We start from the raw sequence: 17,595 nt of genomic DNA, 5'->3' as shown, positions 1-17,595 counted from the left end.
TTGCCTTGCAAACGGTCGGGCTCGTGACTGTCCCTAAGCTCACGCTGTGCCTGTGGTACAACGGCGATGCCGAAGACGCGGCGACCTTCTATGCGAAGGCCTTCCCCGACAGTCACGTGAACGCGGTGCATCGCGCGCCGACCGACTTTCCCGGCGGTTCGGTAGGGACCGTGCTGACGGTCGACTTCACCGTGCTCGGCATTCCCTGCATCGGCCTCAACGGCGGTCCGCAGTTTCCGCATAGCGAGGCGTTCTCGTTTCAGGTGGCGACCGAAACGCAGGAGGAAACCGACCGCTACTGGAATGCCATCGTCGGCAATGGCGGCGCGGAAAGCGCCTGCGGCTGGTGCAAGGACAGGTGGGGACTGAGCTGGCAGATCACGCCCCGCGTTCTTACCGAAGGCATGACCGATCCCGATCCGGACGTGCGCGCCCGGGTGTTCACCGCGATGATGACCATGCACAAGATCGACCATGCGGCTATCGAGGCTGCCGCAAGAGGAGATGCCTGATGCTTGCGCTCTACGGGCATCCGTTCTCGTCCTACACGTGGAAGGCGCTGATCGCGCTCTACGCCAATGGCACGCCGTTTGTGTTTCACAGTCTCGATGGCGAGAACCCGGATCACGCAGCTGCCTATGCCCGTGTCCAGCAGGCGAGCCCGATGGGCAAGTTCCCGCTGCTCGTCGACGATTCGCGCGAGGTGTTCGAATCTACCTCGATCATCGAGTATCTTGCGCTTCATCATCCGGGGCCAACCTCGCTGATCCCTGCAGATCCTGACGAAGCGATCCGCATGCGCATGATCGATCGGGTGTTCGACAATTACGTGATGAACACGATGCAGGAATGCGTCGATGAGGCGATCCGCGACGGACGGGTCTCGGACATGGTGCAGGCGCGCGTCGACGAGCGGGTGACCCGAGCCTATCGCTGGATCGATAGCTGGCTCGAGGGTTATGCGATGCCCGACACAGTCAGCCTGATCGAATGCGCGGCGGCGCCCGCCCTGTTTTATGCCGATTGGGTCACGCGGATTCCCGAGGATTGTGCCCGGCTTCGACAATGGCGCGCGCACCTCCTCGCGCTGCCACCCGTGTCGCGCTGCGTCGAGGACGCGCGGCGGTTCCGGCACTATTTTCCACTCGGCGCGCCCGACCGCGACTGAGTGCCGGGGAGCAAGGACATGCACGAACTCTCGATCAGCCGTTATATCGCCGCAAGCCCCGAGAAAGTCTGGGAGGTCCTTGCCAACCGGCAGGAGGAATGGTGGTGCCCCAAGCCCTGGTACATCACCACGATCGCGCAGGAGCGTCGCGCCGGTGGCCGTTCTGCCATGGTCATGCACGGCCCCGATGGCGAGGAGGTACCGCAGGAGGGCATATTCCTCAGCTGGGAGGAAGGCCGTCGCTTCGTGGCTACTGATGCCGTGACGGTGGATTTTCGGCCGGCAGGCCCGTTCATGATCGGGATCTGGGAAATCGAGCCCGAGGGTGAGGGCACTCGATATACCGCACGCGCTCGGCACTGGACCGAAGAGGCCATGAAGAACCACGCCGAGATGGGCTTCGAGGCCGGTTGGGGTGCCTGTGCGGACCAGTTGCAGGCCCTTGCCGAAGCCGATTGACCAAATTCCGGAGCAGGCGCAATCTGGCGTCATGGGAGAGCAGGCGCAGGTACCGGCGCAACTGGCCGGCTTCGAACGCGAGGAATGGAAGGCCCTGCTCGGCAATGCCGCGCCTTTCGCCGTCGCTGCGGGAGACGTGCTGTTCCGTCAGGGCGATCATGCCGATGCCCTGTACCTTGTCGAAGGTGGCCTGCTCGAGATTGCTGCGCGCATTCCCGGTGACGACAATGCGGTGATTTCAGCGATCCGTCCGGGCGAGGTTGTGGGCGAGTTTGCCTTGCTCGATGATGGGCCACGGTCTGCAAGGGTGCGCGCGATCGAGGACACGCACGGCCTTGCCATTTCCGGCCGCCGCTTCCGCGCGCTGCTGCACGATGGCTCTGGATGGGCGGTGAGGCTGGGCGTCGCCTTGCGCCGTCTTGTCGCCTCGCGCACCCGTGCCACGCTGCAGCGGATCGTTGCGGAGGGACACTTCGATCCTCACGCCCTGCGCCAGCTGCATGCTGGACCTGCGCCCGTCGCGGCGAAAGCTGGAGCTTCCGACCTGGCTCACGGCCTTTCCCGATTGCGCGGGTTCGAGGCGATTGCCACCCATGGCAGCCTGCTCGATGCGCCACGCGGCAGTACGCTGGTCGGGCCGGGAGAAGGACAGGAGGGACTCCATCTCGTCCTGCGCGGGGCGGTCCGGGCGGCGGTCCCTCGCGGGGCCATGGCCGAGCAGGTCTTCGTTTTCGGTCCGGGCTGCTTCGTCGGGCTGACCGGACACAGCGATGGCGGTCCGCAACCCTTGCTGGTGACGGCGGTGGAAGATGCCAAGCTGATCCATCTCCCGGCTGAAACCCTGACGGCGCTCGAAGACGAGATGCCGTCGTGGTTGCCTGCTCTCCACGCAGCGTTCGGAAGGCAGCTCGTGCAGGACCAGCGGAAGGCCAACCGTCATCTCGGGCGCTCACTGTCGCTCGCCCGGTTCAACCATGCCGGGGAGCTTGGCTGATGTGCCGCATCCTCAGCTACCTCGGTACGCCGGTCCTGCTCGACGATCTGCTCTATGCGCCCGATTCCTCGCTGCTCAACCAGACCATCGGCGCCCAGATGCTGCAGATGCTGAACCTTGCAGGCTTCGGCATGGCGGCATGGGACGAGGCGAGCCATGTGCCCAACGTGCCGTTCCGCTACCGTACCACGCAAGTCGCGCTGTTTGACCGCAACCTGAAGGCGCTGGCGGGCAAGCTGCGTTCGTCCGCTCTGCTCGCGCACATTCGCGGCGTGCCCTACAATTCAACGGTGCAGATCAACGAGCAGAACTGCCATCCCTTCCGCTTTGAAGGCGTGCCGCTGTCGATGGCACACAATGGCGATCTGGCGGGTTTTCGCGACATGCGCTTCGATCTCGCGCCACATATCCGGCCCGAGTTCGCAAAGCAGATCCAGGGATCGACAGACAGCGAATGGATCTATGCACTGGTGGTGTCTGCCCTGCCCGATCCTGGCGGGATCAACGAACCTGACGCGATCCTTGCCGCGATCCGCCACGCCTTGGCCGTATTGCGCGAGGCGCGGGCACGGCATGGCATTACCCGCTCGAGTTCGACCAACCTGATGTTCTGCGACGGCACCAACCTTGCCGCCGTGCGCTTCACTTTCGATTTCGGGCACTTCGATGCGGGTGCGTTGCAGGGCAGCTCCGAGTACCTCTCGATGTGGTACACCTGCGGGCGAGACTATGGCTTGCACGATGGCGAATGGAAGCTGACCGGCGGTGCGATCGACGCCGACAGTGTGATCGTTGCCTCCGAGCCGCTTACGCGCGATTTTGCCACATGGATCGAGGTGCCGGAGTACTCGGCGCTGCTGGTGCGGCGCGACGGAGAGCGGCGGCGGGCGGAGATCCACGCGCTGGAAGTCTGATCCGGACCTGTTACGCTTTGCTCGGCAGAGAAGGGGAAACGTGATGAGCTTGTTCGATTCGATTCTTGGCCAGGTGGCCGGCAATGTCGACGTGAAGAACCTTGCAGCAAAGGTCGGCATCGATACTGACATGGCGGAGAACGCCATCGCCGCACTTGCCGCAGGGCACCAGTCGAAGGGCGACACGATCGAGACGGCCGCTGCCAACTCGGGCCTCGATGCGTCCAAGTTGCAGGAAATCGTCGGTTATCTGGGCGGTGAAGGCGCGCTTGCCAGCTTTGCCTCGGCTCTGGGCCAGAACCCCGATGCGCTGAGCAAGGTCTCGGCCTTCCTCGACAAGGATGGCGACGGCAATCCGCTTGATGATCTCGCCGGTATGGCCAAAGGCCTGTTCAGCCGCTAACGGGCGCGCATGCTTGATGCCGCGCTCTCTTTGATGATGCTCGCTGCCATCGCCCTCGTCGGCGGTGCGGTGTTCCTGCTCCGCCGGGGCGAGCGCAAGCGGCCGGTGCTGATGCTGACGCTTGCCGGGATCCTGGTGATGAACCTGATCATCTGGACCCTGCCCGACCGCAGCGGCACTACCCTTGCCGGTGCGGCGCAGGCAGGTCCAGCGCAGTAATCAGCCCAGTTCGATGCACCCGCCATCGACGCACAAGTCGACACCATTGATGAAACTGGCTTCCGCGCTGGCAAGGAACAGCACCGCGCGGGCCACTTCCTCCGACGTCCCCATGCGTCCGATCGGGACCACCGACGAAAGCATGTCGCGCATCCCCTGAATCTCCTCAGGCGTAGTATCGCGCTTGAAGATTTCCGTATCGGTCGGGCCGGGGCTGACCATGTTGACGCGGATGCGGCGCGGGAGAAGCTCCTTGCCGATGATCCGTGCCATGGCACGCAGGCCGGCCTTGGCTGCGGCATATGCGACGTTGCCGGGCACAGCGGCAGTCGATCCGATCGAGCCGGTGATCACGATCGAACCGCCGTCGCGCATCAGCGGCAGCGCTTTCTGGATCGCGAAGAACGCGCCGCGCAGATTGACGCTGTGGATCTGGTCCCAGAACGCGGGCGTGACATCCGGCACCATCGCGAAGCCACCGACGCCCGCGTTGACAAACAGCACATCGATTCCGCCAAGCGCATCCTCGATTTCGCCGAGCGCGGCTTCGGTCTGGGCAAGATCGCCGATGTCGGAGCGTATGCACAGCGCATCGAGTTCTTCGGCCACTTCGCGCAGGGTTTCGGCGTTCCGCCCGGTGACGGCCAGCTTCGCACCCTCGGTTGCGAACATCCGCGCGGCAGCAAGGCCTATCCCAGCATTACCGCCGAGGATCACTACGCACTTGTTGTCGAACCGCATAGATTTTCTCATCGCCTACTTTAACGTCGCCCCGGCGCAGGCCGGGGCCCATGACCTCACCGATCCCCTTGCCCTCACCGTATTGGGTCCTGGCCTGCGCCGGGATGACGGGCAGACGGGCTCAGAACATCGTGTTGGTGTTGGCCGCATTCTCCGGCACGGGCGAAAGCACGTCCCAATGTTCCATTACGCGGCAGCCTTCGACGCGGAAGATGTCGACCACGGCGAACCCGCGCTTGGCCGCTGCGTCACCGTTTTCCATCCAGCCGTGGCTGTGGACGGCGACGAGGTTGCCATCGGCGATGATGCGATGGATCGTCGTGCGTTGCCCAGGGTTCTGCTCGACGAACTTCTCCAGGAAGCCGATCGCTGCTTCGCGCCCTGTGGCGGCATAGGGGTTGTGCTGGATATAGCCGGGATCGACCCAGCGCTCGAACGAGGAGCGGACCTTCTTCTGGATGTAGAACTCGTCCATGAAGTTGCTGACGATCTGCTTTGGCGTCAGCTTGCATTCCTCCGCCTGAGCGGCGGTCGAGGTCAGCGCTAGAGCAATCGCAGTGGCAAGAAGGCGCATCGTGTCTCTCCTGTCAAAACATGCTGTTGGGGTTTACCGGCTTTTCCGGCACGTCCTGTATCACGTCCCAGTGCTCGACGATCAGGCCATCTTCCACCCTGAAGATGTCGACCACGGCAAGACCCGGGTCGCCCGACCAGCGCACGACGTGGGTATGTGTGATCACGTGATCGCCGTCGACGAAGCTGCGATGGATCGTTTGCGTGGCATCGGGTGATTCGGCGAGGACGCGATCGAGAAAGCCCTTCAGGGCTTCGACCGTCGGTTCGGCGAGTGAAGAATGCTGCACGTATCCGGGCGCGATATAGCGGTCCACCGCGCTGCTATCCATCGCGATCAGGACCTCGTGGTACATCTCCAGCACTAGATCGTGGTTGGATTGTTCGGCCGCTGTCCGGGACATGCGTCTCTCCCCTTTATTTATAACATTTGGTAGAGTATGCCTTGGCAAGAGAAGGCCGTCAAAGCCTCAATTCGTCTTGGGAGAATCGATGACCCGCGCCGCGCTCTACGCCGTCCTTGACCGGTTCCTTGCCGCTTTGAATGCGCGCGATCCCCATTCGTTGGATTGGGCGCAGGGGGCGCATCACAGTGAGAACAACGTGATGCTGGAGATCGGCGACGGCGTGTGGGGCACGATCGACCGGCTGGGCGATTACCAGTTGCGCTTTGCCGACGTGAAGACGGGCCAGGTCGGCTATTTTGGCACAGTGATCGAGCCCATCGAGGAATCGGCTTTCACCCTGCGCCTGGCCGTCAACGAAGCCGGGCAGATCGCCGAATGCGAGATGCTGATCGTCCGCCAGTCCGACAGCGGCATCAAGTTCGAGAACTGCCGCTACTGGGACAAGCCGATCCTCCATTGCGAACCCGAAGCCCCGGTTGCACGCGAGGAAATGGTGCGCCTGTCGAACGGCTACTTTGACACACTCCAGCGCAACGACGGGACGATCCACACCAAGTTCCACCCCGATTGCAACCGCGTGGAAAACGGCGTCCAGACCACGCGCAATCCCGATTTCGCCAAGATCGTCCCTGTCTCGGCGCTCGGCTGCGAAGAGCAGTTCCGCATGGGCAACTACCGCTACGACGACGACCTGCGCGCGCGCCGCTTCCCGCTGGTTGACGAGGAGCGCGGACTGGTGCTGGCCTTCGGCTTCATCGACCACTCAGGTCGGTTGCGCGAATTCCAGCTAACCGATGGCCGTACAGTCAAAAGTCCGGTTCTGCGCCCGCACAGCTTCTACATTTCCGAACTGTTCAAGATCGACCATGGCATGATCGAGCAGATCGAGGCGAACTTCATAACGGTGCCCTATCGCATGCCATCTCCGTGGGATTCGCTGTGATGTGTTCCGCCCGAACCCCGCTCATGCTGAGCTTGTCGAAGCATGCAGGCGCTCTCGTGCGAACATCTTTTGACAAGCTCAGGATGAGCGGGAAGGGGATGTTGGGATTGGGGGCGCTGGCAGTAGCGGCTTGCACCCTCGCAGCCGCTCCACCGCAAGTTGGCGCAGGGTCGGAGTGGCCCAGCCCCGGCGGTGACGTGGGCAAGACGCACCATTCGCGCCTGACTGCGATCAATGCCGAGAACGTGAGCCAACTCGGCCTCGCCTGGGCTGCGGACCTCGATACCTTCCGCGGGCAGGAGGCAACCCCGGTCGTGGTCGACGGCGTGCTCTACACCTCCGGCACAGCCGGTCGTGCCTATGCCTTCGATGCGGCTACCGGCAAGGAACTCTGGCGGTTCGAGCCCGAAGTCGACATGCAGGTCAACCGCACGGTCTGCTGCGACATGGTCAATCGCGGCGTAGCCGTGGCACGGGGTAAAGTCTTCGTCGCCAGCCTCGATGGCTGGATGTACGCGCTCGATGCGCGGACTGGCGCGGTCGTGTGGAAGAGCGACTTCATCGAGAACCGCGCCAAGGGCGACAATTCTACCGGCGCCCCCGAAGTCGCGGGCGATGTGGTCGTCATCGGCATGGGCGGTGCAGAGTACGACGTGCGCGGCTATGTCACCGCACTTGATCTCGATACCGGAAAGCTTCGCTGGCGCTGGCATGTGGTACCCCACGATCCGAAGCTGGGGCCGCAGGAAACGCCTGAGCTTGAGGCGGCGCTCAAGACCTGGGACCCGAACAGCCGGTGGGACATCGGCGGCGGCGGAAGCCCGTGGGATGCGATCAACTACGATCCCGAGACCGGGCTGGTCCTCGTAGGCACCGGCAACGGCGGGCCTTACGCCACGTCGAAGCGCTCGCCTGCGGGCGGCGACAATCTTTATCTCGCCAGCCTCGTCGCTCTTGATCCGAAGACGGGGCGGATGAAGTGGCACTATCAGGAAACGCCCGGCGACAACTGGGACTTCACTGCCACGCAGCCGATGGTCTTCACGCGGATGGACATCGACGGCGAGAACCGCCCGGTCGTTCTCCATGCGCCCAAGAACGGCTATCTCTACATCCTCGACCGGCGCGACGGAAAGCTGCTGCGCGCAAATCCCATCGTCCGCACCAACTGGGCCAAGGGGATCGATCCGAAGACCGGTCGCCCGGTGCTCGATCCGGAAGCGGCGGACTACACCACCGGCCCCAAGATCGTGTTCCCCGCCACCACTGGGGCGCGCAACTGGCACCCGGCCAGTTACGACCCCGCCACCGGCCTCTACATCGGCGCCGTGCTCGACATGGGGAACCTGATCTTCATGACGCCGGGGGCCAAACCGCTGAAGGCGCGTGGGCTCAACAACGATGCCGCGCTGATCTTCACACCCGACGTCAAGGAGGCGCTCGCGGCCTTTCCGCCAGAGTTTGGTGATGCCGTGCGCAAGCTTCCGGCCTATCAGGAGGCGTTGAAGCAGCCCGCCACCGCGCAAATCCGCGCGATCGATCCGCTCACCGGCAAGACCATATGGTCTGCCGATACCGCAGGCTGGCAGGATCGCGGCGGCGTTCTCACAACGGCTTCCGGTCTCACCATCTACGGCGGCGTCAGCGGCAAGCTGTTCGTGCGTGAGACGAAGACCGGCAAGCTGCTCAAGGAGATCGACACCGGCACCCCGATCATGGCCGCGCCGATGACCTATGAGGTGGGCGGCGTGCAGTACATTGCGGTCATGGCCGGGTGGGGCGGGGGTGGTTATCCCTTTGTGCCGCGCTATTCAGCAGCCTACACGCGCGGCAACATGAACCGGCTGCTGGTGTTCAAGCTGGGCGGCGGCAAGGTGCCGATGACTGATCTGCTACCGCCGCTCGAAGTCGCACCGGAAGCACCGGCTCAGGCTCCGGGCGTGACGGCGGCGATGATCGCCAAGGGGCAGGGCCTATTCTTCGGCAACTGCGCGATCTGCCACGCCAACCAGCCACGCTCGATCACGCCCGACCTTCGGCGGATGCAACCCGGCACGCACGAGGCGTTCCGTCAGATCGTGCTCGAAGGACTGCTGACGCCCAATGGCATGCCGCGCTGGGACGATATCCTCTCCCCCGGCGATGCCGATGCGATCCACGCCTATCTAATCGACCTTCAGGGCAAGACCCGGGCCGACGAACTGGCGAAACAGAAGGCCGGCAAGCCGCTCGATGGGCCGAGCCTGACGATCCTGAGCAATTATTGAGGCACAAATGGACTTCTCCACGCTCGACAACCCGCGTCTCGAATTCGCCTTTGCCTGCCGCTTGCGGTTCACCCGCGTGCAGATGGTGCCGGACCTGCCTTCGGGGGGCATGCGCAGCGCGGTCTATGTCGATGAGGGCGAGTTCGAAGGTCCGCGCCTCAAGGGCAAGGCCGTGCCCAATTCGGGCGGCGACTATGCTTTCTTCCGCCCCGACGACACCGCAGTGTTCGATGCCCGTTATGTGCTGGAAGTCGATGACGGAACGCTGATCTACATGCAGAACCGGGGTTTCCTCTGGGGGCGCGAGCCAGGGACGATGGACCGCCTGCGCGCATGGGCTTTTGCCGGTGGGGAACCTGTCCCCCATGCCGAATACTACCTGCGCGCCCAGCCGACTTTCGAGACCAGCAAGGGCAAGCACGACTGGCTGACGCGCCACGTCTTCATCGGCGTCGGCGAGCGCAAGCCGGACGGGAATTACGTCAAGTACTACGCGCTGACGTGACGCTTGACGCTCAACTCGTAAGTGGTAAAAACGATAACAATTGTTAGAATAAACGTGACGGGAGAGTCCAAGCCTTGAAGCTACACCTGCCCCCCCGCGTCAGTCCCAGGCAGTTCCAGTCCGCGATGACCGCCTTTGCTGGCGTCGTCGGCAAGGAATGGGTCATGGACTCCGACGCCGACCGCGATGCCTATGCCGATACCTATGCTCCCGGCAGCACCGAGGAATGGCCCGCATCGGCCGCCGTTGCACCCGCCTCGGTCGATGAAGTGCGCGCCATCGTGCGCCTTGCCAACGAGCACAAGACCCCGCTCTGGCCGGTCGCGCGTGGCAAGAACCTTGGCTATGGCACCGCTGCGCCGCGCCTGCCCGGCACCGTCGTGCTTGATCTTGGCCGCATGAACAAGATTCTCGAACTGGATAGCAAGCTCGCCTACTGTGTGGTCGAGCCGGGCGTCGGCTTCTTCGACCTCTACGAGCATATCCAGCGCGAGAAGGCTCCGCTGTGGATGTCGGTTCCCGGCAATGCCTGGGGCTCAGTCCTTGGGAACGCGCTCGAACACGGCATCGGCTATACGTCTTATGGCCTTCATGCCCGCAACCTCTGCGGTATCGAGGCGGTACTGCCTGATGGCGATCTCGTGCGTACCGGTATGGGCGCGATGAAGGATAATCCCGCCTGGCACCTCTTCCCGATGAGCTACGGCCCGACCTTCGATCTTGCCTTCTCGCAGTCGAACCTCGGCGTGGTGACCAAGGCTGGCATCTGGCTCCAGCCCGCGCCCGAAAGCTCGCTCGAACTGGTGTGGGATATTCCCAAGGTCGAGGACATCGGCTGGGTGATCGATACGATTGCCCCGCTCAAGATTTCCGGCCTGATCGACCAAAACGTGTTCATCCCCTCGTGGCTGGGCAAGATGGTGCTCAAGGGCCAGCGTCGCGATTTCTGGGACAAGCCTTCGGCTATCCCCGAATGGCGCGTCGAGGAACTGCTCAAGGAGCATAAACTCGGCTACTGGCAGGTCGCGCTGCGCCTCTATGGTGAGGAAAGCGTGGTCAAGGCCAAGGCCGAAGTGGTCAAGGCGGCGATGAAGCGCAACCTCGCTGCAGAACCTGCCGAGCACTGGTGGCACCCGGGCGATTACATCCATGGTGTCGACACCACGATGGGCATTCCCTCTGCCGTTCCGCTGCAGATGTCGGACTGGATCGGTGGCCGCGGCGCACACATGGGCTTCTCGCCCGTCGTGCCTGCCACCGGGAGGCATGTGCTCGACCAGATGGCCCGCAGCCGCAAGATCATCGCCGATTTCGACGTCGACTTCTACGCGAGCTTCACCATCGGCGGGCGATTTGCCAACAACGTCAACATGCTGATGTACGACCGCGACAACGCCGAGGAAGTGCTCAAGATGCGCAAGCTCTTCGATGCGCTGATCGTCGAGACGGCCAAGGCGGGCTACGCGGAGTATCGCACGCACCTCGGCTGGATGGACCCGGTGATGGAAACGTTCGACTTCAATAACCATGCGCTGCGCCGCTTTGGCGAGAAGGTGAAGAACGCGCTCGATCCCAACGGCATCATCGCGCCGGGCAAGCAGGGCATCTGGCCCGCCGCCTATGCCGAGGCGCGCGGCAGGAGCAATAAGGCATGAACCGCGCATCGCTCGTTCTCGTTGCCTCCATCGGCTTTGCTGCAACCGCTGTCTTTGCCGCACCGCCGGGGCCACCCCCCGGCCCGCCGCCGCCCTACCAGATGCGCCCGGTCGCGCCTGCCGGTGACCGGCTCAAGCCCGGCGGCGATGGCAAGGTGCTGTTCGAGGTTCACTGCGGCTACTGCCACCTGACCGGCGGCATGGGCACCAACCTCCTGACCAAGCAGCAGGTCATGGCGGGCAACGCGCCCGACATGGGCCTGCTTGCCAACCGCACCGATCTGACGGCCGATTACGTCAAGACCGTGGTCCGCATGGGCAAGGGCGCGATGCCGCAGCAGACCAAGGTCGACCTGACCGACGCGGAACTCGATGCAGTGGCAAAGTACCTCGGAAAGGCCGGCTGATGCGCGTTTCCCGTCGCTCCATGCTAAAGGGCAGCGCAATTGCCGGAGCCGTGGCTGCAACGCCTGCCATCGCGGCCATGGCCAGGCCTGCGCCGGTCGTCGTGTTCGACAGTCGCATCCCCGAATCCGTCGCCTTTGCGGCTTCGCAACCGGCTCGCACGCAGTTCGATCTTGCCCATGGCACTGCGCAAGCCGCGCGTGCGATCAAAGACCTGCAGGCAGTGACCGGGCTCACACGCTGGAGTGACTGGACCGCGCTAAGAGGTGTCATGGAGGCGCAAGGCTTGCGCCTCTCGGAAGAGACTCGTGCCGCCGCCCCCCTCTCCGGTCGCACGCATCTTTTCCGCTGGACGATGACGGCGCGCTAAACAGTCCCGGTGCGGTGTCTCCGTCCTGGAAATAGGGGGCATGTTCCGATGGGACGTGCCCCTTTTTCCATGTCTGGCGGTTGCACCAGATGAAATGCTCCAACTGGAGCCGTGCCGCTTTCCCGAACAACCGGTTAGCCCCTTTTCACGAATTGTGAGGCATGCGGGCTTGACCCGCGCTCCCGCTGATTTAGTATGTGTTACTAACAAATTCCGGCACGACTCCCGTCGCTGACCGGAATCGGGAGAGAGGCAAGGCTACAGATGGACGAGGTAACCCTCTATCACTGGGAACCCAATGCCAACTCGGGCAAGCCGATGCTCGCGTTGATGGAGAAGGGCGTGCCCTTTTCCAGCCATTACATCGACATGCTCCAGTTCGATCAGCACAAGCCGGAATATCTCGCGATCAATCCGCAAGGCACGATCCCGGCGATGACGCATAATGGTCTGGTGCTCACCGAGAGCACCGCGATCATGGAATACGTGAACGACCGGTTTGACGGGCCAGACCTCATGCCTGCAGACGCGCAGGACCGCTGGCGCGTGCGCTGGTGGATGAAGTTCATGGACCAGTGGCTCGGTCCCAGCTTCTCGATGATCGGGTGGAGCGTCTTCGTGGGACCGATGGTCCGTCAGCGCGATCCCGCCGAACTCTCCGCCGCGATTGATCGCATCCCGCTGCCCGAACGCCGCGTTGCGTGGCGCAAGGCGATCAACGGCGATTTCTCCGAAAGTGAAATGGCCGAGAGCCGCCGCCGCGTCGGGCTCGGCATCGCCAAACTGGAGGAGGAACTCGGCAAGCGCCCCTATGTCGGCTCCGAGCAATACAGCCTTGCCGACATCAACATCTTCAACAGCACCTATTCGCTGCCGCTCTCGCAGCCCGATCTTGCTGGCAGGGACAAGACTCCGAACATCATGCGCTGGCTCAAGCGCGTCTATACTCGCGAGGCGGTGCGCAAGACCTGGGCCATGGGCAAGACTGACCTTGCCCACCGCTACGGCCTGATGATGGCGGAGATCGAGGCATGAGCGCGGTTCTTTACCATGGTGAACCCAACGGCGCTTCGCTCACCGTCCTTGCAGCGCTTGCGCAATCGGGTCTCGACATCGAATGCCGCCGCATCGACCTGCTCGCCGGTGAGCGCCACGCTTTGCCCGGCATTTCCGACCCGATCGCGCTCGACCTGTGCATCGAAGGCGAAGGCCCTGTCCTCGTCATAGACGGCGAAGCGATGACCGAGTCCGTATTCCTCGCCCAGTATCTCGACGAGGCTGCGGGCGGGGCAGGGCTTCAGCCGACCGACGCCTACGCGCGCTGGGAAATGATGATGTGGTGTCGCCAGATCACCGAGCGCCTGTCGCCCGCCGCCGCGCTGCTAGGCAATCTGGCAACCTCGCAGCAGGCGATTGCAGCTATTCCGGCATCGAAAGCGATCGGACTGGCGGCTTCCATCGTGTCGGATGATCTGCGCCAACGCTGGCTCGATCTGCGGGACGACGTCGTCAACGCCGCCCAGATCGCCGACAGCGAGACCAAGGTCGCGTCTGCTGTCGAACGCTGCGAGAAACAGTTGGCCGATGGCCGCGAATGGCTGATGGGCACGTTCTCCATTGCCGATCTCGTCACCTGCTCATGGCTTGCCGGGATGCAGCTGCTGCGCCCCGGTGCTTTTGCCCACGCGCCGCTCACCAATGCCTGGCTCGCCCGCACGCTGGCGCAGCCCTGCGTGGCGGCGGCGCTCGCCAGATCGACCGTTCAAGAACCGCTCCGTGCATGGGCACCGGGGCCTGAAATCAACCGTTGGGGATAACCAATGCGCGCCATCGACTACTTTGACCGCGGCCATGATCGCGATCCGCAGCGTCTCGCCATCGTCGACACCGAGACGGGCCTGAAGCTGACCTTCGCTGAAACCAAGGCGCTGTCCGAACGCATTGCCGCCGCGCTCCAGAAGGGCGGCTTTGCCAACCAGGATTGCCTTGGCCTCTATGGCCCGAATGATGGCATGCTGCTCGTCGTCCTGCTCGCGATGTGGCGCGCCAACGGCAAGTGGATCCCGGTCAACACCCGCAACGCGATCGACGCTAACGCGGCCTACATCAACTATGTGCGTCTCAAGTGGCTGGTCTATCACTCGTCCAAGGCCGACGAGGTTCAGCAGCTCAAGGACCTGTGCCCCACGCTCCAGCACTTCGTCTGCCTCGACAAGCGCATGGGCGATGACCCAAGCCTTGATGAATTCATGTCAGGCGTCAGCGAAGCCGATTTCATCGAGCCCGAGATCGATGCCTTTGCCAATCTGATGGACATGGTCGGCATCTTCCCCACCGGCGGTACCACTGGCCCGTCGAAGGGCGCGAACGTCACCAACCTCGGCTGGGGTACGATGATCGAGACCGCGGCCGATGGCATGGGCGGTCGCACCGATGATCCAGTCGCGCTAGTCTCCGCGCCGATCACCCACGCGGCAGGGCCGATCTCGCTCTCGACTTTGAGCCTTGGCGCGACGCAGGTGATCCTGCCTGGCTTCGATGCCGAGGCCGTGCTCAAGACCATCGAGGACTACAAGGTCACGCACATGTACCTGCCGCCCACGGCAATGTACCAGCTCATGGCCTCTCCCGAGATCGGCAATCACGATTACTCGTCGCTCAAGATATTCATTCTCGTCGGATCGCCCTGCAGCCCCGAAAAGCTCCGTCAGGCCGTGTCGATCTTCGGCCCCGCGATGTGCCAGGCCTATGGCCAGGTAGAATGCCCGATGATCGTCGCATGGTTCCCGCCGGAGGACGTGGCGAAGTTCGCTGCTTCGGCGCCGGAAAAGCTGGCCTCCTGCGGCAAGCCGACGCGATCAATCAAGGTCGCGCTGCTCGATGATGATGGCAATCAGGTGCCACTCGGCGAGGCAGGCGAGATCTGCGTGCGTGGCGCACTGGTGACCCATTCCTACTTCGAGAAGCCCGAGGAAACCGCGGAAATCCGCAAGTTCGGCTGGCACCATACCGGCGACGTCGGCAAGTTCGACAAGGATGGCTACCTCTACATCGTCGACCGCAAGAAGGACATGGTCGTCTCCGGCGGCTTCAACGTGTTCACTGCCGAGGTCGAGGCCGCCGTGACCGAACTGGCACAGGTCAAGGAAGCCTGCGTGTTCGGCATCCCGCACGAGAAGTGGGGGGAACAGGTCCACGCTGTCGTCGTTGCAGACGACATAACCGAGGCCGAAATCATCGCATATGCCAAGGAACGTCTCGGCGGAGTCAAAGCGCCGAAATCTGTCACGTTTATCGACTCGATTCCGCGCACGGCTGCGGGCAAGATGGACAAGAAGGCACTGCGGGTTCCCTATTGGGGCAATGCCGATCGTATGGTCAACTGATCCGCAATGCGGGCAGTGGGGAGAGAACTGGATATGCGATTGAAGGTCTTGGGTCTGATGGCTGCGTTGCTGCCGCTGGCGGCATGCAACATCAAGAGCGAGGGCGGCGCCGCTGGCGTCGCTACGGCAGGCGTCACCGATGCGATGATCGCGCAGGTGCCCGATGGCGAGTGGCTCAGCTACGGGCGTGACTATGGCGAGCAGCGCTTCTCCCCGCTCACCCAGATCAACGACAGCAACGTCGGCCAGCTTGGCCTTGCCTGGTTCCACGACCTCGAAACCGCACGCGGGCAGGAATCCACCCCGCTGATGCACGATGGCACGCTCTACATCTCGACCGCATGGTCGATGGTGAAGGCGTTCGATGCAAAGACTGGCGCGCTCAAGTGGTCCTACGATCCTGAAGTGCCGCGCGAAACGCTTGTTCGCGCGTGCTGCGATGCGGTCAACCGTGGCGTTGCGCTCTATGGCGACAAGGTCTTCGTCGGCACGCTCGACGGCCGCCTGGTCGCGCTTGACCAGAAGACCGGCAAGCCCGTCTGGTTCAAGGTCGTCGTCCCCAACCAGCAGGACTATACCATAACCGGCGCTCCTCGCGTGGTGAAGGGCAAGGTCCTGATCGGCAGCGGCGGTTCGGAGTACAAGGCTCGCGGCTACATCGCCGCATACGACGTCAACACCGGCAACGAAGTTTGGAAGTTCCACACCGTCCCGGGCAACCCCGCCGATGGCTTCGAGAACAAGGCCATGGAAAACGCCGCCAAGACCTGGGCCGGCGAATGGTGGAAGCTGGGCGGTGGCGGCACCGTGTGGGATTCGATCACCTACGATCCCACCACCAACCTCGTCCTGTTCGGTACCGGCAACGCCGAGCCGTGGAACCCTGCGGCTGCAGGCCGCGAGGGCGACAGCCTCTACACCTCGTCGATCGTAGCGGTGAATGCCGATACCGGCGAATACGTCTGGCACTTTCAGGAAACTCCGGAAGACCGCTGGGACTTCGACTCGGCGCAACAGATCACGCTGGCTGACCTCAGCATCGGAGGCCAGCAGCGCCATGTCGTGCTGCATGCGCCGAAGAACGGCCATGTCTATGTGCTCGATGCCAAGACCGGCCAGTTCATTTCGGCCACGCCGTTCGTGATGGTCAACTGGGCCACCGGCATCGATCCCAACACCGGCAAGGCCACGATCAACCCTGCTGCCCGTTACGAAAAGGGCGCGCCGTTCGTAAGCCTTCCGGGCGCGGTCGGAGCGCACTCATGGCAGCCGCAGAGCTTCAGCCCGAAGACCGGCCTGCTTTATCTGCCCGTCAACAATGCAGCATTCCCCTATGCCGCTGCCAAGGATTGGAAGGCGACCGACATCGGTTTCCAGACCGGCCTCGATGGCTACGTGACCTCGATGCCCGCTGACGCCAAGGTTCAGGCCGAAGCGATGAAGGCGACCACGGGCACGCTCGTCGCCTGGGACCCGGTGGCTCGCAAGGCCGCGTGGAAGGTTGAACTGCCGAGCCCGTCCAACGGCGGCATTCTTTCGACCGCGGGCAACCTCGTGTTCCAGGGCACCGCAGGCGGCGATTTCGTGGCCTACAGCGCCGACAAGGGCAAGCAGCTCTGGTCGTTCCCGGCGCAGAGCGGCATTCTTGCCGCGCCGATGACCTATTCCATCGACGGCGAACAGTACGTCGCGGTCATGGTCGGCTGGGGTGGCGTCTGGGACGTTGCCACCGGCGTGCTCGCCCACAAGGCCAAGAAGCAGCGCAACATCAGCCGCCTCGTCGTGTTCAAGCTCGGTGGCAAGGCCACCTTGCCGGCCGCGCCGCCGATGGCCAAGATGGTGCTCGATCCGCCACCGTTCACTGGTACGCCCGAACAGGCCAAGGCCGGCGGCGAACTCTACGGTCGCTATTGCAATGTCTGCCATGGTGACGCGGCGGTTGCAGGTGGCGTGAACCCTGACCTGCGCCATTCGGCGGCCCTCAATGCCCCCGAAGCAATCCGCTCGGTGGTGATCGAAGGCGCGTTGCAGCACAATGGCATGGTCTCGTTCAAGTCGGCCCTGAAGCCCGAGGACGCGGACAACATCCGCCATTACCTGATCAAGCGGGCGAACGAGGACAAGGCACTGGAAGCCCGCTAACTCGAATGCTATATCAGATAGCAATCATAACTGAGTGGAGAGAT

General features: G+C 63.3%; 20 protein-coding genes. 17 read left to right on the top strand and 3 right to left on the bottom strand.

Annotation, left to right across the window (positions count from 1 at the left end; genetic code table 11):
* The first annotated feature begins 23 nt into the window (after positions 1–23).
* The 7 genes from ACZ1JW_RS02530 to ACZ1JW_RS02500 are packed head-to-tail and all read left to right on the top strand — an operon-like array spanning position 24 to position 4,157.
* Positions 24–512, top strand: a complete 489-nt coding sequence (locus tag ACZ1JW_RS02530; RefSeq protein WP_465141838.1) for a VOC family protein — start codon at positions 24–26, stop codon at positions 510–512.
* Positions 512–1,168, top strand: coding sequence for a glutathione S-transferase family protein (locus ACZ1JW_RS02525; protein ID WP_465141837.1), 657 nt, complete (start codon positions 512–514; stop codon positions 1,166–1,168). The genes ACZ1JW_RS02530 and ACZ1JW_RS02525 overlap by 1 nt, the downstream gene beginning before the upstream one ends.
* An 18-nt stretch (positions 1,169–1,186) precedes the next feature.
* Positions 1,187–1,627 (top strand): SRPBCC family protein, encoded by a 441-nt coding sequence (locus ACZ1JW_RS02520; RefSeq protein ID WP_465141836.1) that lies wholly within the window; start codon positions 1,187–1,189, stop codon positions 1,625–1,627.
* Between the two features lie 31 nt (positions 1,628–1,658).
* Positions 1,659–2,621, top strand: coding sequence for a Crp/Fnr family transcriptional regulator (locus tag ACZ1JW_RS02515; RefSeq protein ID WP_465141835.1), 963 nt, complete (start codon positions 1,659–1,661; stop codon positions 2,619–2,621).
* Positions 2,621–3,535, top strand: a complete 915-nt coding sequence (locus tag ACZ1JW_RS02510; RefSeq protein WP_465141834.1) for a class II glutamine amidotransferase — start codon at positions 2,621–2,623, stop codon at positions 3,533–3,535. Before ACZ1JW_RS02515 ends, ACZ1JW_RS02510 begins: the two co-directional genes overlap by 1 nt.
* 43 nt (positions 3,536–3,578) lie before the next feature.
* Positions 3,579–3,938, top strand: a complete 360-nt coding sequence (locus tag ACZ1JW_RS02505; protein WP_465141833.1) for a hypothetical protein — start codon at positions 3,579–3,581, stop codon at positions 3,936–3,938.
* 9 nt (positions 3,939–3,947) lie between these two features.
* Positions 3,948–4,157 (top strand): hypothetical protein, encoded by a 210-nt coding sequence (locus ACZ1JW_RS02500; RefSeq protein WP_465141832.1) that lies wholly within the window; start codon positions 3,948–3,950, stop codon positions 4,155–4,157.
* Here the strand turns inward: ACZ1JW_RS02500 and ACZ1JW_RS02495 are convergent, their stop codons facing one another.
* The 3 genes from ACZ1JW_RS02495 to ACZ1JW_RS02485 form a co-directional block, all read right to left on the bottom strand.
* Positions 4,158–4,898 carry an SDR family oxidoreductase gene (locus ACZ1JW_RS02495; RefSeq protein ID WP_465141831.1) on the bottom strand — a complete coding sequence of 247 codons (741 nt, stop codon included), beginning with the start codon at positions 4,896–4,898 and terminating at the stop codon, positions 4,158–4,160. It lies immediately after the preceding gene.
* Between the two features lie 121 nt (positions 4,899–5,019).
* Complete coding sequence (locus ACZ1JW_RS02490) at positions 5,020–5,472, bottom strand: nuclear transport factor 2 family protein (RefSeq protein ID WP_465141830.1); 453 nt, start codon at positions 5,470–5,472, stop codon at positions 5,020–5,022.
* Positions 5,473–5,485: 13 nt separating this feature from the next.
* On the bottom strand, positions 5,486–5,875 hold the full coding sequence (locus tag ACZ1JW_RS02485; protein WP_465141829.1) for a nuclear transport factor 2 family protein: 390 nt from the start codon (positions 5,873–5,875) through the stop codon (positions 5,486–5,488).
* Positions 5,876–5,963: 88 nt separating this feature from the next.
* Between ACZ1JW_RS02485 and ACZ1JW_RS02480 the strand changes: the two genes are divergently transcribed.
* The 10 genes from ACZ1JW_RS02480 to ACZ1JW_RS02435 all read left to right on the top strand — a co-directional run bounded on the left by ACZ1JW_RS02480 (position 5,964) and on the right by ACZ1JW_RS02435 (position 17,551).
* The gene (locus ACZ1JW_RS02480) at positions 5,964–6,821 is read left to right on the top strand and encodes a DUF8021 domain-containing protein (RefSeq protein ID WP_465141828.1); all 858 of its coding nucleotides are present in this window, start codon (positions 5,964–5,966) and stop codon (positions 6,819–6,821) included.
* An 83-nt stretch (positions 6,822–6,904) separates the two neighbouring features.
* Positions 6,905–9,088, top strand: coding sequence for a PQQ-dependent dehydrogenase, methanol/ethanol family (locus ACZ1JW_RS02475; protein ID WP_465141827.1), 2,184 nt, complete (start codon positions 6,905–6,907; stop codon positions 9,086–9,088).
* A gap of 7 nt (positions 9,089–9,095) precedes the next feature.
* Positions 9,096–9,593, top strand: coding sequence for a DUF3237 domain-containing protein (locus ACZ1JW_RS02470; RefSeq protein ID WP_465125036.1), 498 nt, complete (start codon positions 9,096–9,098; stop codon positions 9,591–9,593).
* Between the two features lie 125 nt (positions 9,594–9,718).
* Positions 9,719–11,248: an FAD-binding oxidoreductase gene (locus ACZ1JW_RS02465; protein WP_465141826.1), complete on the top strand. Its 1,530-nt coding sequence runs from the start codon at positions 9,719–9,721 to the stop codon at positions 11,246–11,248.
* Positions 11,245–11,655, top strand: a complete 411-nt coding sequence (locus tag ACZ1JW_RS02460; protein ID WP_465125038.1) for a c-type cytochrome — start codon at positions 11,245–11,247, stop codon at positions 11,653–11,655. The genes ACZ1JW_RS02465 and ACZ1JW_RS02460 overlap by 4 nt, the downstream gene beginning before the upstream one ends.
* Positions 11,655–12,023, top strand: a complete 369-nt coding sequence (locus ACZ1JW_RS02455) for a twin-arginine translocation signal domain-containing protein (RefSeq protein WP_465141825.1) — start codon at positions 11,655–11,657, stop codon at positions 12,021–12,023. Before ACZ1JW_RS02460 ends, ACZ1JW_RS02455 begins: the two co-directional genes overlap by 1 nt.
* A gap of 264 nt (positions 12,024–12,287) precedes the next feature.
* Positions 12,288–13,058, top strand: coding sequence for a glutathione S-transferase family protein (locus ACZ1JW_RS02450; protein WP_465141824.1), 771 nt, complete (start codon positions 12,288–12,290; stop codon positions 13,056–13,058).
* Positions 13,055–13,840 (top strand): glutathione S-transferase family protein, encoded by a 786-nt coding sequence (locus tag ACZ1JW_RS02445; RefSeq protein ID WP_465141823.1) that lies wholly within the window; start codon positions 13,055–13,057, stop codon positions 13,838–13,840. Before ACZ1JW_RS02450 ends, ACZ1JW_RS02445 begins: the two co-directional genes overlap by 4 nt.
* Positions 13,841–13,843: 3 nt before the next feature.
* Positions 13,844–15,409 (top strand): AMP-binding protein, encoded by a 1,566-nt coding sequence (locus tag ACZ1JW_RS02440; protein WP_465125042.1) that lies wholly within the window; start codon positions 13,844–13,846, stop codon positions 15,407–15,409.
* Between the two features lie 57 nt (positions 15,410–15,466).
* Positions 15,467–17,551, top strand: a complete 2,085-nt coding sequence (locus ACZ1JW_RS02435; protein WP_465141822.1) for a PQQ-dependent dehydrogenase, methanol/ethanol family — start codon at positions 15,467–15,469, stop codon at positions 17,549–17,551.
* Positions 17,552–17,595 lie beyond the last annotated feature (44 nt).

This window comes from Novosphingobium sp. BL-A-28-Hi1-0D, assembly GCF_055521755.1.
The sequence above is the reverse complement of the archived record's forward strand: the minus strand, read 5'-3'. Positions and strand labels throughout refer to the sequence as shown.